The sequence below is a fragment of the Desulfovibrio sp. X2 genome (genome assembly GCF_000422205.1).
Lineage (GTDB): Bacteria > Desulfobacterota > Desulfovibrionia > Desulfovibrionales > Desulfovibrionaceae > Alkalidesulfovibrio.
Window position 1 is genome coordinate 160,960 of record NZ_ATHV01000022.1, and the last position, 26,511, is coordinate 187,470.

At 67.4% G+C, this 26,511-nt stretch carries 24 protein-coding genes; 14 read left to right on the forward strand and 10 right to left on the reverse strand.

The annotated features are described in order from the left end of the window. Positions 1-9 precede the first annotated feature (9 nt). The 5 genes from DSX2_RS09235 to DSX2_RS09255 form a co-directional block, all read right to left on the reverse strand. Entirely contained in the window at positions 10-1,014 is a 1,005-nt protein-coding gene (locus DSX2_RS09235; protein WP_020879909.1) for a helix-turn-helix domain-containing protein, read from the reverse strand. A 14-nt stretch (positions 1,015-1,028) separates the two neighbouring features. Further along, on the reverse strand, positions 1,029-1,997 hold the full coding sequence (locus DSX2_RS09240) for a SurA N-terminal domain-containing protein (RefSeq protein ID WP_236615096.1): 969 nt from the start codon (positions 1,995-1,997) through the stop codon (positions 1,029-1,031). Between the two features lie 51 nt (positions 1,998-2,048). Next, entirely contained in the window at positions 2,049-3,389 is a 1,341-nt protein-coding gene (locus DSX2_RS09245; RefSeq protein ID WP_020879911.1) for a SurA N-terminal domain-containing protein, read from the reverse strand. A 1-nt stretch (position 3,390) separates the two neighbouring features. Further along, positions 3,391-6,846, reverse strand: a complete 3,456-nt coding sequence (gene mfd, locus DSX2_RS09250) for a transcription-repair coupling factor (RefSeq protein WP_020879912.1) — start codon at positions 6,844-6,846, stop codon at positions 3,391-3,393. Positions 6,847-6,996: 150 nt separating this feature from the next. After that, positions 6,997-7,473, reverse strand: coding sequence for a chemotaxis protein CheW (locus DSX2_RS09255; RefSeq protein WP_020879913.1), 477 nt, complete (start codon positions 7,471-7,473; stop codon positions 6,997-6,999). A gap of 215 nt (positions 7,474-7,688) precedes the next feature. Between DSX2_RS09255 and DSX2_RS09260 the strand changes: the two genes are divergently transcribed. Further along, positions 7,689-7,904: a hypothetical protein gene (locus tag DSX2_RS09260; RefSeq protein WP_020879914.1), complete on the forward strand. Its 216-nt coding sequence runs from the start codon at positions 7,689-7,691 to the stop codon at positions 7,902-7,904. 41 nt (positions 7,905-7,945) lie between these two features. Here DSX2_RS09260 and DSX2_RS09265 read toward each other — a convergent pair whose 3' ends face one another. Next, positions 7,946-9,289 carry a UDP-glucose/GDP-mannose dehydrogenase family protein gene (locus DSX2_RS09265; protein ID WP_020879915.1) on the reverse strand — a complete coding sequence of 448 codons (1,344 nt, stop codon included), beginning with the start codon at positions 9,287-9,289 and terminating at the stop codon, positions 7,946-7,948. Positions 9,290-9,485: 196 nt separating this feature from the next. Between DSX2_RS09265 and DSX2_RS09270 the strand changes: the two genes are divergently transcribed. The 8 genes from DSX2_RS09270 (at position 9,486) to DSX2_RS09305 (ending at position 16,933) form a co-directional block, all read left to right on the forward strand. Further along, complete coding sequence (locus tag DSX2_RS09270; RefSeq protein ID WP_020879916.1) at positions 9,486-10,211, forward strand: pyridoxine 5'-phosphate synthase; 726 nt, start codon at positions 9,486-9,488, stop codon at positions 10,209-10,211. 4 nt (positions 10,212-10,215) lie between these two features. Further along, a complete protein-coding gene (locus DSX2_RS09275) occupies positions 10,216-10,590 on the forward strand; it encodes a holo-[acyl-carrier-protein] synthase (protein WP_020879917.1) in 375 nt (124 codons plus the stop codon). A gap of 56 nt (positions 10,591-10,646) precedes the next feature. Further along, positions 10,647-12,212 carry an NAD(P)H-hydrate dehydratase gene (locus DSX2_RS09280; protein ID WP_020879918.1) on the forward strand — a complete coding sequence of 522 codons (1,566 nt, stop codon included), beginning with the start codon at positions 10,647-10,649 and terminating at the stop codon, positions 12,210-12,212. Then, positions 12,197-12,652, forward strand: coding sequence for a CBS domain-containing protein (locus tag DSX2_RS09285; protein WP_020879919.1), 456 nt, complete (start codon positions 12,197-12,199; stop codon positions 12,650-12,652). The genes DSX2_RS09280 and DSX2_RS09285 overlap by 16 nt, the downstream gene beginning before the upstream one ends. 7 nt (positions 12,653-12,659) lie before the next feature. After that, the gene (gene tsaE / locus DSX2_RS09290) at positions 12,660-13,178 is read left to right on the forward strand and encodes a tRNA (adenosine(37)-N6)-threonylcarbamoyltransferase complex ATPase subunit type 1 TsaE (protein ID WP_020879920.1); all 519 of its coding nucleotides are present in this window, start codon (positions 12,660-12,662) and stop codon (positions 13,176-13,178) included. Next, positions 13,175-14,419: an aspartate kinase gene (locus DSX2_RS09295; RefSeq protein ID WP_020879921.1), complete on the forward strand. Its 1,245-nt coding sequence runs from the start codon at positions 13,175-13,177 to the stop codon at positions 14,417-14,419. Before tsaE ends, DSX2_RS09295 begins: the two co-directional genes overlap by 4 nt. Further along, on the forward strand, positions 14,416-16,023 hold the full coding sequence (cimA, locus tag DSX2_RS09300) for a citramalate synthase (protein WP_020879922.1): 1,608 nt from the start codon (positions 14,416-14,418) through the stop codon (positions 16,021-16,023). Before DSX2_RS09295 ends, cimA begins: the two co-directional genes overlap by 4 nt. Before the next feature lie 79 nt (positions 16,024-16,102). Further along, positions 16,103-16,933, forward strand: a complete 831-nt coding sequence (locus tag DSX2_RS09305) for an MBL fold metallo-hydrolase (protein WP_020879923.1) — start codon at positions 16,103-16,105, stop codon at positions 16,931-16,933. 60 nt (positions 16,934-16,993) lie between these two features. Here the strand turns inward: DSX2_RS09305 and DSX2_RS09310 are convergent, their stop codons facing one another. The 4 genes from DSX2_RS09310 to DSX2_RS09325 are packed head-to-tail and all read right to left on the reverse strand — an operon-like array spanning position 16,994 to position 20,245. Beyond that, the gene (locus tag DSX2_RS09310; RefSeq protein ID WP_020879924.1) at positions 16,994-17,647 is read right to left on the reverse strand and encodes a TrkA family potassium uptake protein; all 654 of its coding nucleotides are present in this window, start codon (positions 17,645-17,647) and stop codon (positions 16,994-16,996) included. 46 nt (positions 17,648-17,693) lie between these two features. After that, complete coding sequence (locus DSX2_RS09315) at positions 17,694-19,061, reverse strand: TrkH family potassium uptake protein (RefSeq protein ID WP_020879925.1); 1,368 nt, start codon at positions 19,059-19,061, stop codon at positions 17,694-17,696. Positions 19,062-19,078: 17 nt separating this feature from the next. Then, on the reverse strand, positions 19,079-19,438 hold the full coding sequence (locus DSX2_RS09320) for a PilZ domain-containing protein (RefSeq protein ID WP_020879926.1): 360 nt from the start codon (positions 19,436-19,438) through the stop codon (positions 19,079-19,081). A gap of 24 nt (positions 19,439-19,462) precedes the next feature. After that, positions 19,463-20,245: a carboxylesterase gene (locus DSX2_RS09325; RefSeq protein ID WP_020879927.1), complete on the reverse strand. Its 783-nt coding sequence runs from the start codon at positions 20,243-20,245 to the stop codon at positions 19,463-19,465. A 75-nt stretch (positions 20,246-20,320) separates the two neighbouring features. Here DSX2_RS09325 and DSX2_RS09330 point away from each other — a divergent pair, with 75 nt between their 5' ends. From DSX2_RS09330 to DSX2_RS09350, 5 genes are all read left to right on the forward strand, one after another. Next, positions 20,321-21,640 carry an amidohydrolase family protein gene (locus DSX2_RS09330; protein ID WP_020879928.1) on the forward strand — a complete coding sequence of 440 codons (1,320 nt, stop codon included), beginning with the start codon at positions 20,321-20,323 and terminating at the stop codon, positions 21,638-21,640. Between the two features lie 92 nt (positions 21,641-21,732). After that, on the forward strand, positions 21,733-22,020 hold the full coding sequence (locus DSX2_RS09335) for a PxxKW family cysteine-rich protein (protein ID WP_020879929.1): 288 nt from the start codon (positions 21,733-21,735) through the stop codon (positions 22,018-22,020). Between the two features lie 196 nt (positions 22,021-22,216). Then, a complete protein-coding gene (locus tag DSX2_RS09340; RefSeq protein WP_020879930.1) occupies positions 22,217-23,437 on the forward strand; it encodes a M20 family metallo-hydrolase in 1,221 nt (406 codons plus the stop codon). A gap of 26 nt (positions 23,438-23,463) precedes the next feature. Further along, positions 23,464-25,353: a tRNA uridine-5-carboxymethylaminomethyl(34) synthesis enzyme MnmG gene (gene mnmG / locus DSX2_RS09345; RefSeq protein ID WP_020879931.1), complete on the forward strand. Its 1,890-nt coding sequence runs from the start codon at positions 23,464-23,466 to the stop codon at positions 25,351-25,353. A gap of 70 nt (positions 25,354-25,423) precedes the next feature. Next, complete coding sequence (locus DSX2_RS09350) at positions 25,424-26,494, forward strand: PilZ domain-containing protein (RefSeq protein WP_020879932.1); 1,071 nt, start codon at positions 25,424-25,426, stop codon at positions 26,492-26,494. The last annotated feature ends 17 nt before the right edge of the window (positions 26,495-26,511 follow it).

Below are 26,511 nucleotides of genomic sequence, written 5' to 3' on the forward strand. Positions count from 1 at the left end.
CATTGTGGTCTAGGGAAAGGTGAGGGTCTTGACTTCGCCGGACTTGGCTTCGAAACGCACGGGCTTGCCGTTGTTCGTCACCGAGATGCCGCCGGCGTTGCCGATGCGCAGGATGAGCGAAGAGGTGTAGTCGACGGTCAGCTTCTCGCCGGGGCGCAGGAAGAATTCCTGCGCCTCGCCGTTCTCGGCCACGGCCTCGAGCCAGCAGGCCTCGCGCGCCGTGACCTGGACCGTGCCGGGCTTGCCCTTGGCCTCGGGCTTCTTTTCGGAGGTCGCGGCCTGCGCGACCTCCTTCTTCTGGGGCTCCGGCTTCTCGGCCGTCTCGACCGCAGGAGCCTGCTTGACTGGGACGGTCTGCGCGGTTTCGGCAGAGGGGACGGCCGTTGCCGCAGGCGCCGCGGACGAGGTCTGACCGGCCGGTGCAGACGCCTCGGGCTTGGCCTGTCCTCCCGGAGCTGGTTCGGCCTTGGGCGCTGCTTCCGGGGCGTTCTCCGGGCTCTGCGCGGGCGCAGCCGGGGCAGGTACGGCCTGCACGGGCGGCTGGGCAGAGCTCGAAGAAGGCGCGGGCGCGGTCACGCCGGGCTTGGGCGCCTCGGGCGTCGTGGTCTTGGCCTTTCGGCCCGGCAGGAACCAGACCACGGCAGCCGCCACGGCCGCGAGCAGGAGGAGAAGCAGAAAGGCCTTGAGAAGCCCCCCGCCCTTGCCGGAGCCGCCGGAATGCAGGCGCAGGTCGCGCTGCACCTCCTGGGCCGTGGCCTCGTTCTCGTCCTCTTCCTCGGGGAAGATCTCGATCAGGGCCGCGTTGACCTCGTCCAGGTCTACCTCGAGCACCCGCGCATAGTTGCGGATGAATCCCTTGCTGTAGACAGGGTGCGGCATTTCGTCCTGCCGCCCTTCTTCGATGGATTGGAGATTGCGGCGACTGATCTTGGTCCGTTCGACGACTTCGTCGAGCGAAAGGCCGAGGGCCTCCCGTCGCTGCCGCAACATCTCGCCAAGTTCCTGTAGTTCCATTCCCGCTCCCACCGCTAATACTTCATCTCGATGAGCGCCTTGCTTCTCAGCTTGGCAACATAGTCGTTGTAAATCTGCTCGTACTTGGGCTTGGCCAGGAACTCCCTGATCTTGCTCGCCACCTCGGGCAGCGGCTTGCTGCTGCCTGCCGTGTCGGCGACCAGCTTGAGCAGGGCCTGCTGACCGGAAATCTCGAAGGGCTGGCTGACGTCACCGGGCTTGAGCGACGCCAGCACCTTGCGCCACGCAGGGGCGAGCTGGTCCCAGCCGAGCGTCCCCATGTCCCCTCCGCTGTCCGCGCCGGGCCCCTGGGAATACTTCTGGGCCGCCTCCTCGAAGGTCAGGTCCTTGTCCTCGATCTTCGAGCGCAGCTTCTGGGGATCCATGTTCGCCGGGAGAATGATCAGGTGCAGCGCAACGCGACGGTCGCTTCCGTAATCCTGGGCGTGCGCCCGGTAGTAGGCCTCGATCTCGTCGTCGCTGACCACGACCTTGTCCCGGACCATGTAGCCGAGGAGGTTGTTGATGGAGATTTCCTGCTTGAGCAGCTTGACGTAGTCGGTGCGCGTCAGCCCCTGCTTGGCAAGCTCCTCCTGGAATTTCTCCGGGGTCATCTTGTTGTTCTGCAGAATGGCCTTGAGCCTGGACTCGACGTCGGCGTCGCTGGCCTCGGCGTGCAGCCGCTTGGCTTCCTGGTAGAGAAGGATGTCATCCACCATGCGGTCGAGCATCTGGCGCTTCATGGTCTGCAACCGCTCGGTGTCCGTCAGGTCGGGAGCCTTGTCCTTGTCCTGGCGCATGAGCGGAGCGAATCGCTTGTTCAGGTCGTAGAGGGTGATGATCTCCCCGTTGACCACTGCGACGATCCTGTCCGTGACCTGGGCGGCCGCGGCGGAAGCGAGAAGGAGGCCGGCGAGCAGCAGGCAGAGCAGGCAGGCCGCAAGACGTCCGCAACGCCGTTGATGAGGGATGTTCCGTACCAAGTTCCGCATGGTTACGAAGCGGTATGTAGTCGCTTTCCCACACATATGCAATCATTCCCCCGAATCCGCAGGATGTCCCTGTTTCGCCTTGCCCCGCTTGCTCCGCTTGGAGGGCGCCGGGGCCGGGACTTCCTCCTCGCCCGAAGGGGCCGACCTGTGCCGTTCCTGCTCCATGACCTCCGGAGGCGCGATGTCCTGGGGCGAGAGTTCGGGCGTCAGCTTCTGTTCCGCGGCCGCCCCCGAATCCTTGGCGGCATGCCTGGCTCCCTTTGACGGGGCCGCGGCCTTGGCCTGATCGGCCGAGTCCTGGGCGCCGGGGACGTTCTGCTCCCCGGCCGCTTCGTCACCCGATCCTGCGCTCGTTCCTTCTGCCGCGCCTGCCCCGGGGGCCTGCGGCGATTCCAGGAGGATCTTCTCGGTTTCAGCCACCTTGTCCTGCTGCTCCTGGTTGGCCTTCTCCTCCTCGTCGCGCAGAAGCTGCGCATTGACGCGGATGTCGGCCTTGGCCAGGCGCTCGGAGAGCCAGTGGTCGAAGGCCTTGCTCATCTTCTTTTCCACGAGGATCTTCTCCACCAGCGGGTAGGCCTGGGAGGCATCCAGAAGCTTGCTCGGAATCCGCTCCAGCAAGATGATGCGCGAGACGCCCATCTTGTCCGTCCATGCGGGGCTGACCCCGTCCTTGCCGAGCCCCTTAAGGGCCTCGCGCCAGGCGGACGGCATGCGGTCCTCGCGCAACTTGATGCGCCGCACGGTCACGGTGCTCAGCCGGGCGACGATGGCCTCGGGCTCCTCACCGTGCTGGTAGGCCTCGGTGGCCTTCTCCACGAGCTCGCGGCCGGGACCCGCGATCAAGACCATGGAGATGCGCGGCGGCAGATAGAAATCGTTGACGTTATCTTTATAATATTGCTCGGCTTCCTGATAGTCGATCGAGATCTTCGGCCTGAGCACCTGCTCGTTGAACTTCTCCATTGCCAGGCGGGCATGAAGCTGCTCGCGCCACGCGGCGAGGTCGATGTACTCCTCGACCAGCATCTCCTCGAAGGCGCCGTCCGGGTAGTCGGCCCGGACCTGGTCCTCGGCCTTCTGCATCTCCTGCTTGGTGACCTCGAGTCCCCGCTTTTCGAGATCCTGGTAGATAAGCTGCTGCACGATGAGGTCCGCCAGGGCCTTGCCGTGCTCCTTCTTGAGTTGCTCGAGGGTCGGGTTGGCGTCCGGCTGCTCGTCGATGTGCATCAGGTCGGTCACGAACTCGAGCTGGGACAGGGTGATGGGCGCGCCGTTCACGCGGGCCACCACGCCGGGTTCCTCGAGGTCGCGGGAGCAGCCGGGGAGCGCTCCGAAAATCAGGCAGGACAGCAGAATGAGAAGCTTGGTTCGCGTTTTTCGCATATCAGGGGGCCGGACGCTCCGCGCCGGAAGGTGCAAGCAGTTTGAGTTCGTCCCTGAGCCAGGCGAGACCCTGGGCCGTGTCCCGATCCTCGGGCAGGCGCGCCTCGAGCTTTCCGGGAGGAAGAAGTTTGGCCCATTCGCGTCGGCTTTGCAACCAGGCCACGATATCCCCGGTTTCCGGGGCCGCATCCTCGCCCTTCCACTGCACCACCACGCGGCCCGGATAGAGATCCGCGCGGCTCGCGCCCAGCCGGACCAGCTCGCGCTTGAGTTCCAGGGCCGAGAGGAAGTTGGCCAGGGGCACGGGCCACTTGCCGAAGCGGTCCTTGATCTCGAGCGCGAGGTCCTGCGCTTCGGTCTCGCTCCGTGCCGCGGCAAAGGCCTTGTACCAGTTGAGGCGCTCCTGAGCGTCCGGGATGTAGCTCTCCGGGATGTGGGCCGCGATGACGAAGTTCATCTCGGTCTCGGGGCGCGATGACGTGCCTTCGCCACGCAGACGGCGCACCTCCTCCTCGAGCATCTCGAGGAACAGGTCCAGCCCCACCTTGGCGATCTGCCCGGACTGGGCCTCGCCCAGGATGTTGCCCGCGCCGCGCAGCCTCAGGTCCTCCATGGCCACGCGGAAGCCCGCGCCCAGGTAGTCCATGTCCAGGATCACGCGCAGCCTCTTGCGCGCGTCCTCGGGCACGGCCTCCATGCTCGGGACCACGAAATAGGCGTAGGCCTGGCGCTCCGAGCGCCCCACCCTGCCCCGCAGCTGGTAGAGCTGGCCCAGGCCGAACATGTGCGCCTGGTCCACGATCAGGGTGTTGGCGTTGGGGAAATCGAGGCCCGACTCGACGATGGCCGTGCAGACCAGCACGTCCGTCTCGCCGTGCCAGAAGGCGTGCATGGCGTTCTCGAGCTCCTGGGCCGTCATCTGGCCGTGGGCCATGCCCACCTTGGCCTCGGGCACCAGGCTCCTCACGTAGGCCGTCACGCCGTCGAGCGTGCGCACCCGGTTGTGCACCCAGAAGACCTGCCCGCCGCGCGCGAGCTCGCGTTCGAGGATGCGGCGCAGCATGCCGTCGTCGCGCTCCACCAGGGCCGTCTCCACGGGTTTCCGGTCCGCGGGCGGCGTCTCGATGACCGAGAGCGAGCGGATGCCGGACAGCGAGAGCTGCAGCGTGCGCGGGATGGGCGTGGCCGTGAGCGTCAGGCAGTCGATGGTGCGCTTGAGTTCCTTCAGCCGCTCCTTGTGCCGCACGCCGAATCGCTGCTCCTCGTCGAGCACCAGGAGGCCCAGGCGCGGCAGGTGCACGTCCTGGGAAAGCATGCGGTGGGTGCCCACGAGCACGTCCACGGCCCCGCGCGCGGCCGCGGCGATGATCGTCTTCTGCTCCGCCTTGGGCACGAAGCGCGAGAGCATGGCCACGCTGACCGGGAAGTTGGCCATGCGCGTCTTGAAGGTATGGTAGTGCTGCTCCGCCAGGACCGTGGTCGGGCACAGGAGCGCCACCTGCTTGCCGTCGGCCACGGCGCGGAAGGCAGCGCGCAACGCGACCTCGGTCTTGCCGAATCCCACGTCGCCGCAGACCAGGCGGTCCATGGGCTCGGAGCGCTCCATGTCCGCCAGCACCTCCTGGATGGCCCTGGCCTGGTCGGGCGTCTCCTCGAAGCTGAAGCCCGCCTCGAACTCGCGGTAGAGCTCGGAAGTCGGAGAATAGGCGTAGCCCTTGGCGATACGCCGGTAGGCGTACATCTCCACGAGCTCCTGGGCGATCTTCTCCACCGCCTTGCGGGCCCGCTCCTTGGCCGCGCGCCAGCGTGCCCCGCGCAGGGAGTCGAGCGACGGCGCGGCACCTTCCGGCCCCTTGTAGCGCTGGACCATGCCCATGCGGTCCACGGGCAGATAGAGCTTGTCCTCGCCGTCGAAGAGCAGAAGCATATAGTCGTTGGCCACCTCGCCGTGCGCAAGCCTGGTCAGCCCGGCGAAGCGGGAGAGGCCGTAGTCGCGGTGCACCAGCAGGTCGCCCTGGGATATTTCGTCGTAGGAGGCGAGCCCCTTCCAGTCCTTGCTGCGCGCCACGCGGGTCGGGGCCTCGCCCGGCTGCAGCACGTCCTCGGAAAGGATGCGCACTCCGGCCCAGGAAAGCTCCATGCCCTTGGAAAGCGGAGAGACGAGGGCGTACACGCCGCGCCTGTCCGGCGCGTAGTCCTGGCGCGGGGAAATGCCTTCCTGCTCGGCCAGCTTGAGGAAGCGGCTGCGCGAACGCGGACTCTGGAAGCTGAGCAGCGTCTGCCCTTCCTGGGATTCCCACTCGCGGAGGTTCGCCACCAGGGCGGTCCAGGGGCGCTTCTGGTCGTCCGGCTTCCAGAAGAGGTCGGAGAAGGCCTCGATCTGGCGCTCGGGAAGCTCGAGCCCCTCCTTGGACACCCCGAGCACAAGCTCCTCGAAGACCAGGTGCCGCTTGCTCGTCCAGGTTCTGCGCGCGTCCTCCTCGGGCCAGAGCAGGAGATCGTCGCGCACGAGGATGCCCTTGTCCTCGCGCTGCTTCTGGCAGAACTCCTGCCAGCCCCAGACCGTCTCCTCCATCTTCTCGCGCAGCGTGGCCCCGCCGGAGAGCAGGTACACGGCGTCGGGGGGGAGATAGTCCGAGAGGCGTGCCGGATTCTGGTAATAGAGTCCGGGCCAGAGGAAGCCGTCGGCCTCCTCGAGCGAGCGGGTGAAGCGGTCCAGGGCCTCGGCGTTGATCTGCCCCGTGGTCTTGAGCCTGCCGAGCTTGGCCTCGCCCTGCTCCTTGATCTCCGGCACGAGCAGCGCAGGCGCCGCGGGGACGAGGGTCAGTGCGGGCAGGTCGGTCACGGAGCGCTGCGTCTGGGCGTTGAAGAGCCTGATCTCGTCCAGGGTGTCGCCGAAGAATTCCAGGCGCGCGGGATGCTCGAAACCGGGTACGAAGACGTCCAGGATGTCGCCGCGCATGGACATCTCGCCCGGCGCCGTGACCATGCCTACGCGGCGGTAGCCCCAGAGCACGAGCTGTTCGAGCACAAGCTCGGAGAGGATCTCTTCGTGGCGGGTGAGGATCAGCTCGGCCTGGGCCGCAAGCTCCGGAGGCGGCCACATGGGCAGGAGGTTGTCCGCGGAGAGGACCGCGGCCAGGGCGCCGCTGCGCGAGGTCAGCCGGGAGAGCGCGGCCCAGCGTGCCGCCCATTCGCGGGGCTCGGGCACGCCCGGCCGGTATTCCGGAAGGAAGACGACCTTGGATGCGCCGCGCTCCCCTTCGCCCAGAAACAGGCCCAGCAGGGCACGCGCGGCCCGGGCCTCGCGTTCGCCGGGCAGCACCCAGACCACGCTCGTACCTTGGCGCAGCAGGGCGGCCGCGGTCAGGGCCTGGGTGGCGTGGCCGCTCTTGAAGATGCGCAGGCTGTCGCTGCGTCCGGCCAGAAAATCGCGAAGCTTGTCGGGAAACTGCAAGGAACTGGACTCCTTCGAGACGCGCAAGGGCGGCGGACGATCAGTCAAACGCGAACAGCCGTCCACGGGCTGGCCGGCCCGGGACGGCTGTGAATCGTCTGCGAATCGTCTGCGGACGCTCTCCCTGGATCTGCCTGGATCGAAGCCGGGCTAGACCTGGGAGAGGACGTCCTTCTCCTCGCGGGACAGCAGACGGTCGAGGTCGAGCATGATCAGCAGGCGATCGGCCAGCTTGCCCACGCCCTTGATGTACTCGGACTCGACGCCCGCGACGACCGGCGGAGGCGGCTCCACCGTGTCCGCGGAAATCCGCAGGACCTCGGACACGGAGTCGACCACGAAGCCGACGATCATGTTGTTGATCTCGATGACGATGATGCGCGTGTTCTTGTCGTGCGCGCGCGTCTCCATGCCGAAGCGCTTGCGCAGGTCGATGATCGGAATGACCTTGCCGCGCAGGTTGATGACGCCTTCGACGAACTCGGGCGCCTTGGGCACCTTGGTGATCTCCATGGTGCGGATGATTTCCTGGACTTTCAGGATATCCACACCGAATTCCTCGTCACCGATGCTGAAGGTGACGAGTTGGAGCAACTCGGCGTCCTGCCTCTTGTGCATGTCGTTCATGAAATGTCCCCCGAGCCCGGTCTGTCGGGCTTTTGCGCCCGGCATTCGGCCTACGCGCGAAATTAACTATAAAATCTCCCTGCCTCGAGCGCAAGGAGAAAGGTGGGAAGCCTTGCGCGACGGCCGCTTGGGAGGCGGGCTTGCAAAACCTCGGGGCATCCCCTAAGAGAAGCGAGGTGCATTCATGCAACCTGCCTCAGGAGGACCCGCCCCGAATGGCTCATTATCTTGCTCTTCCCGACAGCTTTCCCCTCGAAGAACAACTCAAGACGCTGCGCGACGACGAGTTGCTCGACTTCTGGGAAGAGACCCAGCACCTCGAGAAGCTTCTTGCCGAGGAAGCGCCCGAAGCGGAGAATACCGACTACGAGCGTCTCATCCTTCAGGAACTCCAGGTCCGCTTCCAGCGGCGCCACGGGCTGCCCCGCTAGGGGCGCAGCCCGCGCACCGCTTCCATCCCCCTGCCGACGGACTACTCGGGCCTGGTCGGCCTGCGACCGATGCTGAAGTAAGCGAAGCCTTCCGAAGCCATGAACGACGGGGCGTAGAGATTGCGCCCGTCGAAGACGATGGGGGCGCGCAGAAGCCGCTTGATCCGCGTCACGTTCGGGTTGCGGAACTGGTTCCACTCCGTGACCACGGCCAGGGCATCCGCCTTGTCCAGGGCGTCGTACTGCTGTTCGCAGACCTCGACCAGCGGGTTGTCCTTGAATATCTCGCGCGCCCTCTCGCCCGCCACGGGGTCGAAGGCCCGGATGCGCATCCCCTCGGCCGTGAGGTCGCGGATGATGTCGATGGACGGCGCGTCGCGCATGTCGTCGGTGTTGGCCTTGAAGGCCAGGCCCCACATGGCCAGCGTCTTGCCCTTCACTCCGCCCTGGTCGGCGAAGTAGTTCTTGACCTTGTTCGAGAGCATGAGCTTCTGGCGCGAGTTGACCAGGTCCACGGACTCGATGAGGCGCGGCGAGTAGCCGTGCTCCTTGGCCGTGTTGATCAACGCCCTGACGTCCTTGGGGAAGCAGGAGCCGCCGTAGCCCACGCCGGGGTAGATGAAGTGGTAGCCGATGCGGTGGTCCGAGCCGATGCCCATGCGCACCTCGCGCACGTCCGCGCCGACCAGCTCGCAGATGTTGGCCACCTCGTTGATGAACGAGATCTTGGTGGCGAGCAGGCAGTTGGCCGCGTACTTGGTCATCTCGGCGCTCTTCACGCCCATCATGATCAGCTTGTCGCGGCTGCGCGCGTAGGGGGCGTAGAGGGCCTCGAGATGGCGCGCGGCCTTCTCGGAATCCGTGCCCACGATGACGCGGTCGGGCTTCATGAAGTCGTTGACCGCGTCTCCTTCCTTCAGGAACTCGGGGTTGGAGACCACGTCGAACTCGATGTCGAGGCCGCGCTGGGCGAGCTCGGCCGCGACGATCTCGCGGACCTGATCGGCGGTGCCCACGGGCACCGTGGATTTGTCCACGATGATCTTGTAGCCGTTCATGACCTGCCCGATCTGGGCGGCCACCTGATGGACGTAGCACAGATCGCAGGAGCCGTCCGGCTTGGACGGCGTGCCCACGGTGAGGAACACGCACAGGGCGTCGCGAACGCCCTCTTCCAGATCGGTCGTGAAACGCAGGCGGCCGTCGCGCGCGTTGCGGGCGACGAGATCCTCGAGTCCGGGCTCGAAGATGTGGATGTGCCCCTGGCTCAGCATCTCCACGACGGAGGGATTCACGTCGACGCAGACGACGTCGTTGCCCATCTCGGCGAGACAGGCGGCGCTGACGAGCCCTACGTAACCGGTGCCGACGATGCAAACGTTCATGCTGGATGAATCTCCTGTTGAATATAATGATAAAAGGGAGTGGCAGGGTCGGGCGCATCCTCGTTACGTCATGCCGTCCGAAGCGTCAACAGAGTCGCAAAGCCCCTGCCGGATGTTGCCAAGGGGGCCGAGAAAACATACACCGATTGTCCCGGCCCCGGGCCGGAATCCAGTGATTTTTTTGAAGGAGGCCGCCATGCCCCTTTTGGCCGTCAACGTGGACCATGTGGCAACGCTCCGCCAGCAACGCCTCGGCATCGAACCGGAACCCGTCACCGCGGCCCTCATGGCCGAGCTCGCAGGCGCCCGCGGCATCATCGTACACCTTCGAGAGGATCGCCGCCACATCCAGGACCGCGACGTGACGACGCTGCGCGCCTGTCTGCAGACCCACCTGAACCTCGAGATGGCCGCCACGCCCGAGATGCAGAAGATCGCCCTCTCGGTGCGCCCCAACTCGGTCTGCCTGGTGCCCGAGAAGCGCCAGGAGCTGACCACGGAGGGCGGGCTGGCAGTGGCCGGGCGCGAGGACGAGATCAGGAGGTTCCTCAAGCCCATCTGGGCCGAAGGGATCACCTCGAGCCTGTTCATCGACGCCGACCCGGCCCAGGTGCAGGCCGCCGCGGACATCGGCACGCAGTTCGTGGAGATCCACACGGGCCACTACGCCGACGCCGGGGACAACACCGCCCGCGACCTCGAGTTCGCCAGGATCGCCGGAGCCATCGGCCTGGCGCGCAAGCTCGGCCTCAAGGTCAACCTCGGCCACGGCCTGAACTACGTCAACATCCTGGCCTTCAAGGACGTGACGGGCATCAGCGAGTATTCCATCGGCCACAGCATCATCTCGCGCGCCGTGCTCACCGGCCTTTCGGAGGCCGTGAGCCGCATGGTCTCCATCGTGGAAGGCTTTACGGAATAAGCGAATGATCGTCGGCCTGGGAATCGACGTGGTGGAGCTCGCTCGCATCGCAAAAGGCATCGAGCGCTTCGGCGAACGCTTCCTGACTAAGCTCCTCACGTCCGGCGAACGCGCCGCCATGTCGGGAAGACACCCGATCCCCTTCCTGGCCGCACGCTTCGCGGCCAAGGAGGCGGCCTCAAAGGCCCTGGGCACGGGGTTCTCGCAGGGCGTGACCCTGCACCTCCTGGAGGTCGTGGGCGGCGAGCGCGGCAAGCCGGAGATGGTCTTTCACGGTGCGGCCCGCGAGCGCGCGGACGAGCTCGGCGTGAGCCGCATCCACGTCAGCCTGACGCACGGCCGGGACACGGCCGCCGCAGTGGTCGTCCTGGAGCGATGACGAGAGCCGTCCGGACGCCCCCCGCGAACCTCGACGCAGCGAGCAAGGAGCGCAGCATGCACGCCCCCCTCCCCTCCCCCGACGAGATGGCCCGCTGGGACAAGGCCTCCGTGTCCCTGGGCATCAAGCCCGAAATCCTCATGGAGAACGCCTCTCGCGAGGCCTTGCGCGTCCTGGCCGAAGGCCTGGGCGGTCTGGCCGGACGGCGTGTGCTGCTCCTGGCCGGACCGGGCAACAACGGCGGCGATGTCTTCGCCCTGGCTCGCCACCTCCTGTGCGCCGGGGCCGTGGTGCGCCTGGCGCAGACCAAGCCTCGCGCCGGCTACAAGGGAGAGTCGGCCTACAACCTGCGCCTGGCCGCCAAGCTCGGCGTGAACGGCGAGCTGGTCACGGAGCGCAACCTGTCCCGCCTGGAGCTCGAATGGACCACATGGCGGCCGGACGCCGTGGTGGACGGCCTGCTGGGCACCGGCTTCTCGGGCAGCCTCTCCTCCTTCTTCCTGCGCCTCGTGCAGGTCGTGAACGCGCTTCGCGCCTCGTCCTTCATCTTCGCCGTGGACGTGCCCTCGGGGCTCGACGCGCGCACCGGCCGCCCGGCACCCGAGGCGGTCAGGGCCCACGCCACCGCGACCTTCGAGGCCGCCAAGTTCGGCCTGGCCCTGCCCTGGGCGGCGGCCTTCACCGGAAGGCTCTACGTGCGGGCCATCGGCATCCCGCCACAGGTCAAGGACGAGCATCCCGCCTCCGCGGCCCTGCTCGGCCCCGAGACGCTCGGCCTGCTTCCCGGCCCCGGCGGCGAGGGACACAAGGGGACCTACGGCCACCTCCTGGTGCTCGGCGGCAGCTACAACCTGACCGGCGCGCCGGTCCTGGCCTCCCTCGGGGGACTTCGCAGCGGATGCGGCCTTTCGACCATCGGCTGCCCCTCGGGCCTTTCCTACCATCTGAAATCCGGCATGCCCGAACTCATGACCCTGCCTCTGGGCAAGGGCAACGAGTGGAACGGCCACTTCATGGCCGAGCTCGGACCTCACCTGGGCCGTTTCCAGGCCCTGGTCGTCGGACCGGGGCTCGGACGCACCGACGGCGCGCGCGATTTTCTGCGCCGCCTGCTCGCCGAGGAGATGCTGCCGCCCCTGGTCCTGGACGCGGACGCGCTCTACTGGCTCGCCCAGGACACGGAGCTGCCGCGCCTGCCCGAGGGCACCGTGCTCACGCCCCATCCCCTGGAGGCCGGCCGCATCCTCGGCACGGGCGCCGGGGAGGTCCAGGACGACAGGCGCTCGGCCGTGCACGCCCTGATCGAGCGCACCGGCGCAGTGGTCATCCTCAAGGGCGCGGGCACCTTGGTGGCCGCGCCGGGTTCGCCGGTTCACCTCTGTTCCGTGGATGCCCCGGCCCTCTCCGTGGGCGGCTCGGGCGACGTCCTGGCCGGTTGCGTGGGAGCCTTGCTCGCGCGCGGCCTGCCGCCGCTTGACGCGGCACGGCTTGGCGCATACCTGCATGCACAGGCCGGTCTTCTTCTCAGCAACGAATTCCCCGCGCGGGGCTGCACAGCCACGGAAATCGCCGCCGCCCTGCCGCGGGCCATGCAAGGAGCTTCCCCATGCGCACGGCCCTAGACATCATGAGCACCGACATCATCTCCGTCACTCCGGACACCGATATCCCCGCGGCCGCGCGCCTGCTGATCGAGAAGAACATCAACGGCGTGCCCGTGGTCGAAGACGGAAAGCTCGTGGGCATCCTGACGCAATCCGACCTGATCACGCAGCAGAAGACCCTGAAGCTTCCGAGCGTCTTCACCTTCCTCGACGGCTTCGTGCCCCTGGGCAGCCTGGACAAGATGGAACGCGAAATGAGGAAGATCACGGCCATGAGCGTGCGAGACGCCATGACGCCCGATCCGGTGACCGTCAGCACGGACACCCCGCTGGAGAAGGTCGCGGCGATCATGGTCGACGAGCGGCTGCACACCCTGCCCGTAGTCGAGGGCAAGAGGCTCGTGGGCGTGATCGGCAAGTCCGACGTCCTGCGCACGCTCATGGGCGGCAAGGAGTAGCTTCGCGGTGAAGCGCCTCGCCGTCCGCCTTTCGGGAACGGCAGCCACGGAAGCCCTGGGCGCGGCCCTGGCCGCGTGCCTTTCTCCGCGCCCCGGGTTCGCCCTGCTCCTCGACGGCCCCTTGGGGGCCGGCAAGACCACGCTCGTGCGCGGCCTGGCCTCCGTCCTGCCCGGCGGCGACGAGGCCGAAGTGGCCAGCCCCTCCTTCAACATCTGCAACATCTATCCGACCGTTCCCGAGGTGGCCCACTTCGACCTCTATCGCCTGGAGGGCATGTCTCCGGGCGAGGAGTTCCATGACGCCCTGGAGCACCCCGAAACGCTTGTAATTGTCGAGTGGTCACAGTATCTAGACGGACCCGACAGGCCCGAGGACGCGCTTTCGTGCGAGCTGCACGCCGAGGGGAAAGGCCGCGAGGCCGTCCTCTCCGCCGAAGGCCCCAGGGCCTCGGCCTGCCTGGAGAAACTGGAACGAGTCCTGCTGGAACGCAATATTCCCCATACGTCCCACGAGGAAGCAGAATGAATATCGTCGTGCAGAAATTCGGCGGCACTTCGGTCGCCGGCCTGGAACGGATGAAGAGGGTCCTCGAGATCGTCAAGCGCACGCTGGCCGAGGGCAACAAGGTCGTCATCGTGCTTTCCGCCATGTCCGGCGAGACCAACCGCCTCCTGGGGCTAGCCCAGGAGTGGTCCAAGACCCCCGATCCGGCCGAGCTCGACGTGCTCGCGACCACGGGCGAGCAGGTCTCCATCGCGCTCTTCTCCATGCTCTGCAAGGATGCCGGGATCAGGGCGCGCTCCCTGCTCGGCCATCAGATACAGATCAAGACCACCTGCGACTTCACCAACGCCCGCATCCTGGACATCGACACCCTGACGCTGCGCGCCCTGCTCGACAAGTACGACGTGCTCGTGGTGGCCGGATTCCAGGGCTGCGACGAGGAAGGCCGTCTGACCACGCTCGGCCGGGGCGGATCCGACACCTCCGGAGTGGCCCTGGCCGCCGCGCTCGGAGCCTCCACCTGCGAGATCTACACCGACGTGGAAGGCGTCTTCACCACCGATCCCAACATCTGCGACCAGGCCCGCAAGCTGGACCGCGTGAGCTACGAAGAAATGCTCGAGATGGCCAGCATGGGCGCCAAGGTACTGCAGATCCGCTCCGTCGAATTCGCCAAGAAGTACAACGTCCCCGTGCACGTGCGCTCGACCTTCACCGACAATCCCGGCACCATCGTGTCCCAGGAGGATCCGTCCATGGAATACGTTCTCGTTTCCGGCATCGCCTACGACAAGGACCAGGCCCGCGTGACCATCTACGACGTGCTCGACCAGCCGGGCGTGGCGGCCTCCATTTTCGGCCCCATCGCCGAGAAGGGCATTCTCGTGGACATGATCATTCAGAATACCAGCCGGGACGGGCACACGGACATGACCTTCACGGTCTCGCGCAAGGATCTGGAGAAGATTCTCCCCCTGCTGGACGCCATCGAGAAGGACATCGGCGCCAAGGACATCCAGTACGACACCGGCGTCTGCAAGGTCTCGGTCATCGGCGTAGGCATGCGCAACCACTCGGGCGTGGCCGCGCGCGCCTTCAAGGCCCTGTCCCGCGAAGGCATCAACCTGCTCATGCTCTCCACCTCGGAGATCAAGATCACCATGCTCATCGAGGACAAGTACGCCGAGCTGGCCGTGCGCACGCTGCACGAGGAGTTCGAACTGGACAAGCACCCTGGCGAACGAAAGGTCGGAGAGGTATGAGCAGGATACAGGTCTACGACACCACGCTGCGGGACGGCACCCAGGCCGAAGAGATCAACCTCACCCTCGACGACAAGGTCCTGATCGCCAAGAAGCTCGACGAGCTCGGCGTGGACTACATCGAGGGCGGCTGGCCGGGATCGAACCCCACCGACAAGCAGTTCTTCCGGGAGATCGGAAGCTTCACCTTCGCACACGCCGCCATCGCGGCCTTCGGCAGCACGCACGCGGCCAAGAACACCGCGGAGAACGATCCCAACCTCAAGGCCCTCGTGGAGAGCAAGGCCCAGGTCGCGACCATCGTGGGCAAGACCTGGGACCTGCACGTCAAGGAGGCCCTGCGCATCCCGCTCGAGCGCAACCTCGAGCTCATCCGCGACTCCGTCCGCTTCTTGAAGCCCTACTTCCAGGAAGTCTTCTACGACGCCGAGCACTTCTTCGACGCGCTGAAAGCCGGTCCCGACTACGCCATCTCCTGCCTGCGCGCCGCGCACGAGGCGGGCGCCGACGTGCTGGTGCTCTGCGACACCAACGGCGGCATTCTGCCCCACGACCTCGGCCCGGCCTTCGAGATGGTGCGGAAGACACTGCCCGAGGCGAGGCTCAGCTTCCACGGCCACAACGACTCCGGCATGGCCGTGGCCAACACCGTGGAGGCCGTGCGCCTGGGCGCGGTGCAGGTGCAGGGCACGATGAACGGCTACGGCGAGCGTTGCGGCAACGCGGACCTGTGCGCCGTCATCCCCAACCTGGAGCTGAAGCTCGGCCATCAGTGCCTGCCCGAGGGCAACCTCGAGCATCTGACGCAGATCTCCCACTACATCTCCGAGGTGGTGAACCTCCGCCCCTTCCTGCGCCAGCCCTTCGTGGGCCGCTCGGCCTTCGCGCACAAGGGCGGCATCCACGTCTCGGCCGTGCTGCGCAACTCGCGCACCTACGAGCACGTGCCGCCCGAGTCCGTGGGCAACGTGCAGCGGGTGATCCTCTCTGACCTGGCCGGACGCTCCAACATCCTGGCCATGGCCCAGCGCTACTACAAGGATCTGGACAAGAACGACCCCTGCGTGGAAACGCTCCTGGCCGAGATCAAGGAGCGCGAGGCCCTGGGCTACGAGTACTCCGTGGCCGAGGCCTCCTTCATCCTGCTCTTCTTTCGGACCATGGGCTGGTCCAAGCACTACTTCGAGCTGGTCAACTTCCGCGTCCTGGACGGCAAGCGCGGCGGCGAGGACCCCATCTCCGAAGCCACGGTGCAGGTCAAGGTGCAGGGCCGCAACGTGCACACCGCGGCGGACGGCCGCGGCCCGGTCAACGCCCTGGACAACGCCCTGCGCAAGGCCCTGTGCACGGCCTACCCGCACCTGAACGAGATGAAGCTCGTGGACTTCAAGGTCCGCGTGCTCTCCGGCTACGCGCGCGAGACCGGAGGCACGGCCTCCAACGTGCGCGTGCTCATCGAGAGCGCGGACAAGACCGAGAAGTGGACCACCGTGGGGCTGTCGCACAACATCATCGTGGCCAGCTGGTTCGCGCTGGCGGACTCCATCACCTACAAGCTCTTCAAGGACGACCCGCAAAAGTGGCCGCACAAGGCCAGCCTGTGATGCGGCTCCATCCGGGAGAAGACGCGGAAGCGATGGAGAGCGTGACGCCGGGCGACCTACGACACGGCAGGGGCGGAGCATGACCACGGTCAGCCTGCACGTCCTCTCGGACAACCGCGCCCTGCCCGGCTTCTTCTCCGAATGGGGCTTCGCCCTGGCCCTGGAAGCGCGCGGCGAGACGTGGCTGTGGGACGCGGGCGCCGGCCCGGCCTTCCTGGACAACGCCAAGCGCCTGGGCGTGCACCCCGAGTCCGCGCGCGGCCTGGCCCTGAGCCACGGCCACTTCGACCACGGAGGCGGACTCGAGGCCCTGTGCGCGGCCGGGTTCGACGGTCCCGTCCACGCCCATCCGGAGTGCCTGCGCGAGCGCTGGGCTCTCCGCCCCGGCGAGGAGCCGGAATCCATCGGCATCTCGGGCAAGAGCGCCGTGCGCCTCGCGCGCAGGCTCGCGCCGGTGCACGGCAACCAGGAACTCACGCCCTGGCTCGAGATGCTCACGGACATCGAGCGGCTGCCCGGCAATCCCCAGTCGGTGCAGAATTTCTTCCTCGACGCGCGGGGCCGTGAGCCGGACGACGTGCCGGACGACGCCCTGCTGCTCCTGCGCACGGCCGCAGGCCCCGTGGCCGTGCTCGGCTGCTGCCACTCCGGCCTCGCCAACTCGCTCTCCCGACTTCGGCGGGCGGGCGTGGGCAGGCTGTATGCCCTCGTCGGCGGCATGCACCTCTACCAGGCGGCGCCGGACGCGGTGGACGCGGCCGTTTCCGCCCTGGCGGAGCTCGGCGTGGAGCGCATCCTGCCCGGCCATTGCACGGGCGATGCCGCCACGGGCATCCTTTCCCGGGCCTTTCCCGGCCGGGTCGAGCCTCTGGCCGCGGGCATGAGCGTGCGCTTCGGCGCGCCGCTCTAGCCCGGGCCAACCCCAAGGCTTCTTCCGAATCGTTTGCAGGAATCCGCGCGGTCGCGCGTTCTACGGCTTCAGGCGTTCCAGGTCCTCGGTCCGGCCGAGGACCACCAGCGTGTCGCCCTTCTTCAACGGGATGTCGGCGCGCGGCACGTAGACGAAGCGCGCGTCGCCCACGTTGCGGATGGCGATGACCTGCACGCCGTAGGTGTTGGTCAGGTTGAGGTCGCGCAGGGTCTTTCCGGACCAGCGCTCGATGTTGACCTCGCGCAGGGCCATGCCCTCGTCGAAGGGCAGGTAGGCGATGAGCCCCGGCGTGGCCAGGGAATGGGCCAGCTGCGAGGCGGCGAAATATTCCGGCAGGATGACGTGATCCACGCCGATGCGGTTCAGAAGCTTCTCGTGGTCGCGGCTCACGGCCTTGACCCAGACCTGCGCCGCGCCCATCTCCTTAAGGTACAGGCAGATCATGGCGCTGGCCTCGATGGACTGGCCCACGCTGACCATGACCACGCCCAGGTCCGAAAAGCCGAGTTGCTCCAGGACCTTCTTGTCCATGGCATCGCCCTGGTAGACCTGGGTCAGCACGTCCTGCGCGCGCCGCACGTTGTCCGGCACGGCATCCAGGCCGACGACCTCCTGCCCGAGGTCCACGAGGGTCTGGGCAAAGGAGAGCCCGAACTTGCCGAGGCCGATGACGCCCACGCTGGTCTTGCGCATTTTCCTTCCCTCCGAAACGACGTCCGAAACGCTTCCCGGGACGCCGCTAGCCGATGAGCATGCTCTCCTCGGGCCAGACGTAGCGCGGCTGCTCCTGCAGCCGCCCCAGGGCCGTGAGGAAGACGATGGGGCCGAGTCGGCCCACGAACATGAGCAGTGTGATGACGATCTTGCCGGAGACGCTGAGCGTGGGGGTGATGCCCATGGACAGCCCCACGGTGCCGAAGGCCGAGACGACCTCGAAAAGTATCTCCAGGAACAGGCCGCGCGCCGCGGGATGCGGCACGTCCCCGCCTTCGCTGACGACCAGCCAGAGTGTGCCGAAGGCCACCAGGAAGATGGCCACGAGGGTAAGGGAGACCGCCCGGGCGACCGTCTCGCGGTCCACGGCGAACCTGCCGACCACAGGCTGCTGCCGCCCCTTGATCTTGGACACGGCGAAGGCCCAGAGCACGCGCAGCGTGGTGGTCTTGACACCGCCCGCGCAGCTGCCCGGCGAGCCGCCCACGAACATGAGGAAGGTCATGACCAGGAGCGAGATGGTCGTCAGCTGGCCCACGTCCAGGGTGTTGAACCCTGCGGTGCGGCAGGTGACGCTCTGGAAGAACGCGGCCAGCACGCCCTCGGAAAAGGAGAGCCCCCTGTCCAGCCCCACGACCTCGGCCATGTAGATGGCCGCCGCGCCACCCACGATGAGGAAGGCGCTGACCGCGAGCACCGTGCGCGCGTACCAGGACAGGCGCGGCTTGCGTCGCTGCCCTCTGCGCCGCCAGGGCAGGTGCCCCGTGAGCCAACCCTCGAGCTCGACGATGACCGAGAAGCCGAGGCCGCCGAGGACGATGAGCCCCATGATGGTCAGGTTCACGCCCGCGTTGCCGCGCCACTGCGTGAGGCTGTCGGCGTGGAGTCCGAAGCCCGCGTTGCAGAAGGCGGAGATGGAATGGAACACGGCCGACCACGGCGTGAAGCCGTGCGGATCGAAGGAATGGAGCAGCAGCGCGCCGATGCCCTCAAGCGCCGCGGTCCAGGCCACCAGCCGGACCAGGAAGCGCCCCAGGCTGAAGGTCGAGTCGTGCATCAGGCTCTGCCCCACTGCCAGGCGGTCGGTCAGGGTCACCTTGCGTCGCCAGAGATAGAAGACGAGGCTCGCGTAGGTCATGATGCCCAGGCCGCCGAGCTGGATCATGGAGAGGATGACGCCCTGGCCCATGCGGCTGAAATGGGTGCCCGTGTCCACGACGGCGAGACCGGTGACGCAGGTGGCCGAGGTGGCGGTGAACAGGGCGTCCACGAAGTCGATCGAAGCGCCGTTCAGGCTCCCCGGGAGCATGAGCAGCACCGTCCCGGCCAGAATTGTCGCCAGGAAGAAGTAGATGGGATAGGTGAAGGGCGAAAAGACGGCGGATAGACGCATGGTCGGGGCGGAAACCCTCAGGCGCCGAAGGCGGGCTTGCTGACGATCTCGTCGTCGATCTGGTCGGGGTCTTCCGCGTGCATGCGCACGAGGTTGCGGAGGTGGCCGAAGCTTTCCGGGTCCATCTCCAGGAACTCCACGGCCGTCTCCTCGGCTGACGCGCGCACGATGCGGCCGGAGACGCGCACCGTCACGCTGCCCGAGAGGACGATGCGCACGAAACAGTCCTCGCCCACGGCAAGGCGCGGGTCGGGGTTGCAGGACACGCCCCTGAGGCTCAGGTTGTTGAGCCGCACGGGCACGTCCCGGCCGTTGCAGGTGACAACCGCCCCGAACATCAGGTTGACTCTCGTCCGTGTGCGCTTCTCTTCGGCCATAGCCCTCCCTCCTTCGGTTCCCCTCTACCAGAGAGGATGCCGCCCGTCACGCGAAAGGAGATCCTCGAAAAAGCCGCAGACCAATTCCGACACACGCTTACGGGTCTCGCGGTGCGTGGTCAGCAGATGCCGGCTGGTGACGCGCTCGGCGATGGGCAGAAGCTCCAGGCGCTTGATGCGCGAGCCGGTCCGCCGCCTGATCTCGAAGGCGTCGCGCACGTTGGCCGTGGCGTCGCCCGGGCTGTGCACGACGAGCAGCGGCGCCGTGACCTCGGCAAGCCCCCGGCGCACCCGGCGAAGCCCGCGCATCAGCTCGTGCGTGGCGTTCAGGGGCACGACTCCCTCGTAGCCGACCCACGGCGCGATCTCCCGCGACTCCGCCCTTTTTTCGGCCACGGGCCACAGGGGGCGCAGGTGCCTGAACAGGGGCACCAGAGGCAGGAGCGGGTCCTTGGCGATGAAAGGCAGGAAGCGGTAGAGCCGCAGCGGCGTGGCAAGGCAGGCGATTCCGGCCGGTTCGCGCTGCCGCGCGATCTCGAGGGCCAGCGCCCCGCCCATGGACAGGCCTGCCACGAAGACCGGCGGGGTCCGGGCGCCCAGCACGTCGAAGGCGCCGAGCGCCGCGTCGCGCCAGTCGCTCCATCCCAGACGGTCCAGCTCCTCGACGCGCGTACCGTGGCCGGGCAGGAGCGGGGTCTCGACGGAAAATCCCCTGTCCGCGAGGGCCTCGGCCAGGGGCTGCATCTCGAAGGGCGTGCCGGTGAAACCGTGCAGGAGCAGACATCCGGGCTTTGTGGCGGCGTCCATGCAGCTTGGCCTACTTCATTTTCGACCGCAAATCATCTACAGAAAGCATGGGAGGGGAACGACGTGGAGGCACCTATGGACATCCCCTGTGAACTGCTCGTGCTGGCGGACATGATCGTGACCCAGGACGACGAACGCCGCGTGATCGAGAACGGCGCGGTGGCCATCCACGGAGACACGATCACGGCCGTGGGACGCCGCGACGAGATAGAGCCCACGGCCTGCGCCGAGCGCGTCCTGGACCTCTCCGGATGCCTGCTCATGCCCGGGCTCGTGAACGCCCATTGCCACGCAGCCATGACCCTCTTCCGCGGCTTTTCCGAGGACAGGAGCTTCATGGACTGGCTCGCGAACGTCCGCACCCTCGAGAAGAGGCTGACGCCGCATCTGGTCCACGTGGGCGCCCTGCTCTCCTGCGCCGAGATGCTGGCCGCGGGCACGACCTGCTTCGCGGACATGTACCTTCTTTCGCATGAGGTGGCGCGGGCCGCGGAGATAGCGGGCATGCGCGCGGTGGTGGCCGAGGGGCTGCTCACGCCGCCGACCAGGACCTACGAGAGCCTCGAGGACGCCTTCGCGCTCATGGAAGGGCTGCACGCCCGCTACGACGGCCACCCGCTCATCCACACCGCCGTCATGCCCCATGCGCTCTACACCGCCGACGCCGAGGCGCTGCGCGCGAGCCGCGACCTGGCCGAGGCGCTCGACGTGCCCTGGATGATCCACGCCGCGGAATCCGCCTTCGAGACTGATTTCTGCCTGAAGAACCACGGGCTTCGACCCATCCCCTATCTCGATTCCCTGGATCTGCTCACGCCTCGGGCCATGCTCGTGCACTGCGCGCAGGCCGACGAAGCCGACGTGGAGCTGCTCGCCAGGCGCGGCGCCGGGGTCGTGCACTGCCCGGAGAGCAACATGAAGCTCGGCAACGGCTTCGCGCCCGTGCCGCGGATGCTCGAGGCGGGCATCACGGTGGCCCTGGGCACGGACGGCGCGGCCAGCAACAACGACCTCTCCCTGTTCCGGGAAATGGGCTCGGCCGCGCGCACCCAGAAGGGAAACGCCCTAGACCCGGCGGTGCTTCCGGCCCAGACCGTGCTGGACATGGCCACGCGAGGCGGAGCCGCATGCCTGCGCCTGCCCGGAGTCGGGCGCGTGGAGCCCGGCTCCCTGGCCGACCTGACCGCGCTCGATCTTTCGAGTCCGAACCTCATGCCGCTGCACGACCCCGTCTCCCTGGCGGTCTACGCCGCCACCGGCGGGGAGGTGCGCATGACCATGGTCGGCGGACGCGTGCTCTACCTGGCCGGACAGCACCTGACCCTGGACATGGCGGAGCTGGCCGAGGAGGCGCGGGAGGCCGTGGAGTGGGCCAAATCCGCGCAAACCTGCTGATGTGCCCTTGACAATCCTCCACTTCTCAATAATAAAGCTTCGCTCTTGCAATTTCAGTGAAGATTTTCTCTCCCCCAAGGAGGATGCCGCAAATGGCCAACGGAAATGCCGCCAACGCCCTGCAGGGCGCTGAGAAGACCGAACAGGGTCTGTGCTTCAAGGGTCTCATCATGGAGCCCATCATCGACAAGTGTGAAGGCTGCGACCGCGCCGTCGCCGTCGACGACACCAAGTACTGCCCGAGCTACGCCAAGCCCGCCCGCAAGTGGGCGCACGGGGTGTGCAACTTCGCCACCCACGTCAAGGCTGAGAAGACCAAGACCGGCGAGATCAAGATCAACCCGCTCAAGGCTTCCAAGCGCGCCGCTCGCGGCCGCTAGCCCCGGTGCCGCGGGGCGGGCCCTTCCCGGACGCAAGCCCGGAAGGTCCGCCCCGTCACCTCGGTCCGCAGCGTCGGGCCGTTCCGTCCTTTTCTTTGCCGCGTTTTTTCCGTAACGTGCAGTTTTTACTGCGACGGGATACGTGCGCCCGCCGCCTTCCGGCACACAACATCACATGATCCCGCAGGATTACGCCATGATCGAGACTGTCCTTGACTTTCTGGATACCCGGCGCGACCGCGTCGTCGAACTGCAGCGCGGCCTGGTGGCCATTCCCGCCCTGGGCCCCGAGAACGGCGGCGACGGCGAGGGCGCCAAGTGCGACTACATCCGCGAGCGTCTGGCCGAGCTCGGCATCCCCGTCCAGCGCGAGATGAACGCCCCGGACCCGCGCGTGCCCTCCGGCGTGCGCCCGAGCCTCGCCGCGCGCGTGCCCGGCAAGTCCGAGCGCACCCTGTGGGTCATCTCCCACGTGGACGTGGTGCCCCCGGGCGAGCTGAGCCTGTGGTCCACCGATCCCTGGACCCTGTCCGTGGACGGCGACGTGCTCGTGGGCCGCGGCGTTGAGGACAACAACCAGGCCATCGTCTCGAGCCTGCTCGTGGCCGAGGCCCTGGTGGCGCGCAAGGTGACGCCGGAGCTTTCCCTGGGCATGATCTTCGTGGCCGACGAGGAGACGGGCAGCAAGCACGGCCTGGACTACGTGCTGCACGAGCACGGCGACCTCTTCCGCAAGGACGACCTCTTCCTGGTGCCGGACTTCGGCGAGCCCGACGGCTCGCTCGTGGAGCTTGCCGAGAAGAGCATGCTCTGGCTCAAGATCACGGTCCTCGGCAAGCAGTGCCACGCCTCGCGCCCCTCACAGGGCAACAACTCCCTGGTGGCGGCCTCGGCCTTCGTGATGAAGATCCGCTCGCTCTACGAGCGCTTCGACATGCGCGACCAGCTTTTCGATCCGCCCTTCTCCACCTTCGAGCCGACCAAGAAGGAGGCCAACGTGGAGAACATCAACACCGTGCCGGGCAAGGACGTCTTCTACGTGGACTGCCGCGTGCTGGCCGACTACCGCATCGAGGACGTGGAGGCCGCCATCCGCGCCATGGGCGACGAGATCGAGTCCATCTACGGCGTGAAGATCGAGTACGAGTCCGTGCAGCAGGAGCAGGCCGCGCCCGCCACCCCGCTGACCGCGGAGATCACCCGCCGCCTGCTCGCCGCCATCGAGGCCACTTCCGGGCTGAAGGCGCAGCCCCGCGGCATCGGCGGGGGCACCGTGGCCGCCTTCCTGCGCCGTCGCGGCTTCGAGGCCGCCGTCTGGGCCACCCTGATGCACAACGCGCATCAGCCCGGCGAGAAGGCCCTCATCGTGAACCACATCGGCGACGCCAAGGTCATCGCGCGCATGCTCCTGGCCTGAGGGGCAGCGCGCCGCAGGGAAGACGGATGAAGCCCACGCCGCCCGAGCTCTTCGACGTCGTGGTCGTGGGAGCCGGCCACGCGGGCTGCGAGGCGGCCATGGCGCTCGCGCGCCTCTCGCTGTCCACGCTGCTCCTGACCATAAACGTCGACCGCATCGGCCATCTCTCCTGCAATCCCGCCGTGGGCGGCCTCGCCAAGGGCCACATGGTCCGCGAGATCGACGCGCTCGGCGGCATGATGGGCCTTTGGACCGACGCCGCGGGCATCCAGTTCCGCACGCTCAACATGAGCAAGGGACCGGCCGTGCGCTCCACGCGCGCCCAGGTGGACCGCGAGGCCTACATGCGCGTCGTCAAGGCCGACGTCTTCGCCCAGCCCGGCCTCTGGGTCCGCCAGGACACCGCGCACGGCCTCATCGTGGAGGAGCGCGAGGGGGGACGGCGCGTCGCGGGCGTGCGCACGGCACTCGGCGAGGAGCACCGCGCGCGGGCCGTGCTCCTGACCACCGGCACCTTTCTCTCCGGCCTCATCCACATCGGACTTTCCAATTTTCCCGGCGGCCGCCTGGGCGATCCGCCGAGCCTCGGCCTCTCGGCCGACCTCGCAGCGCTCGGCCTGGCGCTCGGCCGCCTGAAGACCGGGACCACGCCCCGCCTCCTGCGCGAAAGCATCGACTTCTCGCGCCTGGAGGAGCAGCCGGGCGAGACGCCGCCCCCGGGCTTCAGCTTCCACGGCCCGGGGCCGAAGCTGCCCCAGGTGCCCTGCCACGTCACCTGGACCACCGCGGCCACGCACGAAGCCATCCGGGAAGGCTTCTCCCGCTCGCCCATGTTCACCGGCGTGATCAAGGGCACGGGCGCGCGCTACTGCCCCTCCATCGAGGACAAGATCGCCCGCTTCCCGGACAAGGAGCGCCACCAGATCTTTCTCGAGCCCGAGGGACTGGACAGCCCCGAGGTCTATCCGAGCGGCATCCCCACGAGCCTGCCCTTCGACGTGCAAAAGCGCATGATCGCCTCCATCCCGGGCCTGGAGAAGGCGCAGATCGTGCGGCCGGGCTACGCCATCGAGTACGACTACGTGTTCCCGGAACAGCTCGCGCCCACGCTCGAGGCGAAGGCTGCGCCCGGGCTTTACTGCGCCGGACAGATCAACGGCACCTCGGGCTACGAGGAAGCTGCCGCCCAGGGACTCTGGGCCGCGCTCAACATCGCGGCGAAGCTTCGCGGCGAGCCGCCCTTCGTGCCCGGCCGCGACGAGGCCTACATGGCCGTGCTGGTGGACGACCTGGTGACCAAGGGCACGCGCGAGCCCTACCGCATGTTCACCTCGCGCGCCGAGCACCGCCTGCTCCTGCGCGAGGGCAACGCGGATCTCCGCCTCACGGCTCTGGGCCGGGAGCGCGGCCTGGTGGACGACACGCAGTGGACGAAGTTCGAGGAAAAGCGCGCTCGGATCGCGGAGGTCCTCGCGGCCTTCGAGAGCATCGTCATCCGGCCGGACGCGGCCACGCGCGGGCTGCTCGCCGCGGCCGGAGCCGTCCCGCCGCCCTCGGCCGCCCCCCTGACCTCCGTCCTGCGCCAGCCCGAGGTCGCCATCGAGCGTCTGGCCCCCTTCTGGCCCCGCCTGGCCGAGCTGCCGGGTGACGTCCTGGCCGAGGCCCAGACGCAGATCAAGTATTCCGGGTACCTCTCGCGCCAGAGCGAACTGGTACGCCGCTCGCGCGCCCTGGAAGAACAGGAGCTGCCGGAGGACATCGACTTCGCCGCCGTGTCAGGGCTGACGCGAGAGGCGCAGGAAAAGCTCGGCGCCATCCGGCCCCGCACCCTGGGGCAGGCCTCGCGCATCTCCGGCATCACCCCGGCCGCCCTCTCCTGCCTTGAGATCCACCTGCGCAAGATCGGCCGATTGTAAACGGCTGCAACGTCTTCCGTTCGTCAAGGAAAGCGTATAGAGTCTCCCGAACCCAGGGAAGACCCACCGCATGGACTACCAGTTCCTCCATCAGATCCAGAGCGCCTTCTTCGGCAACAACGTCACGCCGAACATGATGGCCATGCTCGGTACGGTCCTGATGGCCATGTTCCTGGCCATGGTCGCCGGCTGGCTGCTGAACCGCTGGCTCGACCGGCGACGCGGGACGATTCCCCTGAACTGGATCGTCGGCAGGGCGCGCATCCAGGAACTCATCCAGAGCGCCTTCGACCAGCGGGCCCGCTTCGACATGCTCCTCGAACACAACGCGGCGCGCAGCCGCTTCATCCCCTGCGAACTCATCGAGATCGGCGCGGAGACGCTGGCCGTCGAGCTTTCCGCGAGCGTCCGCCTGTCCCAGGAATGGCTCGGCCGCCGCGCCGACGTCTTCTTCAAGGTCAAGACCCGCGACATGCCGCAGCCGCAGTATTTCGGCTTCACCTCCGAGATCGTGGCCATCGGCCTCTCGGAGCACGGCAACAGCCTGGCGACCATGGAATTCCCCGAGAAGGTCGAGGCCCGCCAGAAGCGCTCCCACCTGCGCATCGAGCCCCCGAGCGGACTCGTGCACGGCCTGCTCCTGTGGCCGGAACCCGAGGCTTCCGGCGCCTCGGCGGCCTCGGACATGCGCGGCTGGGGAGAGCCTGTCGTCACCTACTCCCCTCCCCACGCCTCCGGCGACGGCAACGGGGAAGGCGCCCCGGCCGCGCACGACGTCCGCATGGTCAACATCTCCGGCGGCGGCCTGCGCTTCGAGATTCCGCCCGCAGCCATGGAGAGCCGTCGGCCGACCTCCTTCACCCTCGGAGAACGCTTCGTCCTCTGCCTCGATCTCTACGATCCGAGGGACAAGGACATAAAGCGCTCGATCCTGCGGGCCAAGGTGCGCAACATCTACGACGGCAAGGCCGAACACGGCCTCGAGGTCGGGCTGGAATTCCTGGCCGAGGGCCGCAAGGATGCGGAGGCGCCGGACATCGTGCACTGGCACGGGCTTGCGGGAGACTCGGGGGTCGAAGCCATTGACAATTGGGTCTTCAGGCGTCATTTGGAAATGCATCGGGAAAAGGGAATCGCCTGACCCTCCAACCCGCAACC

Bases quoted from the DNA above. Each gene is read 5' to 3' on its own strand.
- DSX2_RS09260 (WP_020879914.1), top strand. From the start codon at position 7,689: ATGGCTCATTATCTTGCTCTTCCCGACAGCTTTCCCCTCGAAGAACAA.
- DSX2_RS09305 (WP_020879923.1), top strand. From the start codon at position 16,103: ATGACCACGGTCAGCCTGCACGTCCTCTCGGACAACCGCGCCCTGCCC.
- DSX2_RS09330 (WP_020879928.1), top strand. From the start codon at position 20,321: ATGGACATCCCCTGTGAACTGCTCGTGCTGGCGGACATGATCGTGACC.
- DSX2_RS09310 (WP_020879924.1), bottom strand. From the start codon at position 17,647: ATGCGCAAGACCAGCGTGGGCGTCATCGGCCTCGGCAAGTTCGGGCTC.
- DSX2_RS09325 (WP_020879927.1), bottom strand. From the start codon at position 20,245: ATGGACGCCGCCACAAAGCCCGGATGTCTGCTCCTGCACGGTTTCACC.
- DSX2_RS09320 (WP_020879926.1), bottom strand. From the start codon at position 19,438: ATGGCCGAAGAGAAGCGCACACGGACGAGAGTCAACCTGATGTTCGGG.
- mnmG (WP_020879931.1), top strand. From the start codon at position 23,464: ATGAAGCCCACGCCGCCCGAGCTCTTCGACGTCGTGGTCGTGGGAGCC.
- DSX2_RS09285 (WP_020879919.1), top strand. From the start codon at position 12,197: ATGCGCACGGCCCTAGACATCATGAGCACCGACATCATCTCCGTCACT.
- DSX2_RS09340 (WP_020879930.1), top strand. From the start codon at position 22,217: ATGATCGAGACTGTCCTTGACTTTCTGGATACCCGGCGCGACCGCGTC.
- cimA (WP_020879922.1), top strand. From the start codon at position 14,416: ATGAGCAGGATACAGGTCTACGACACCACGCTGCGGGACGGCACCCAG.
- DSX2_RS09315 (WP_020879925.1), bottom strand. From the start codon at position 19,061: ATGCGTCTATCCGCCGTCTTTTCGCCCTTCACCTATCCCATCTACTTC.
- DSX2_RS09235 (WP_020879909.1), bottom strand. From the start codon at position 1,014: ATGGAACTACAGGAACTTGGCGAGATGTTGCGGCAGCGACGGGAGGCC.
- DSX2_RS09275 (WP_020879917.1), top strand. From the start codon at position 10,216: ATGATCGTCGGCCTGGGAATCGACGTGGTGGAGCTCGCTCGCATCGCA.
- DSX2_RS09280 (WP_020879918.1), top strand. From the start codon at position 10,647: ATGCACGCCCCCCTCCCCTCCCCCGACGAGATGGCCCGCTGGGACAAG.
- DSX2_RS09350 (WP_020879932.1), top strand. From the start codon at position 25,424: ATGGACTACCAGTTCCTCCATCAGATCCAGAGCGCCTTCTTCGGCAAC.
- DSX2_RS09265 (WP_020879915.1), bottom strand. From the start codon at position 9,289: ATGAACGTTTGCATCGTCGGCACCGGTTACGTAGGGCTCGTCAGCGCC.
- DSX2_RS09255 (WP_020879913.1), bottom strand. From the start codon at position 7,473: ATGAACGACATGCACAAGAGGCAGGACGCCGAGTTGCTCCAACTCGTC.
- DSX2_RS09270 (WP_020879916.1), top strand. From the start codon at position 9,486: ATGCCCCTTTTGGCCGTCAACGTGGACCATGTGGCAACGCTCCGCCAG.
- DSX2_RS09295 (WP_020879921.1), top strand. From the start codon at position 13,175: ATGAATATCGTCGTGCAGAAATTCGGCGGCACTTCGGTCGCCGGCCTG.
- DSX2_RS09245 (WP_020879911.1), bottom strand. From the start codon at position 3,389: ATGCGAAAAACGCGAACCAAGCTTCTCATTCTGCTGTCCTGCCTGATT.
- DSX2_RS09335 (WP_020879929.1), top strand. From the start codon at position 21,733: ATGGCCAACGGAAATGCCGCCAACGCCCTGCAGGGCGCTGAGAAGACC.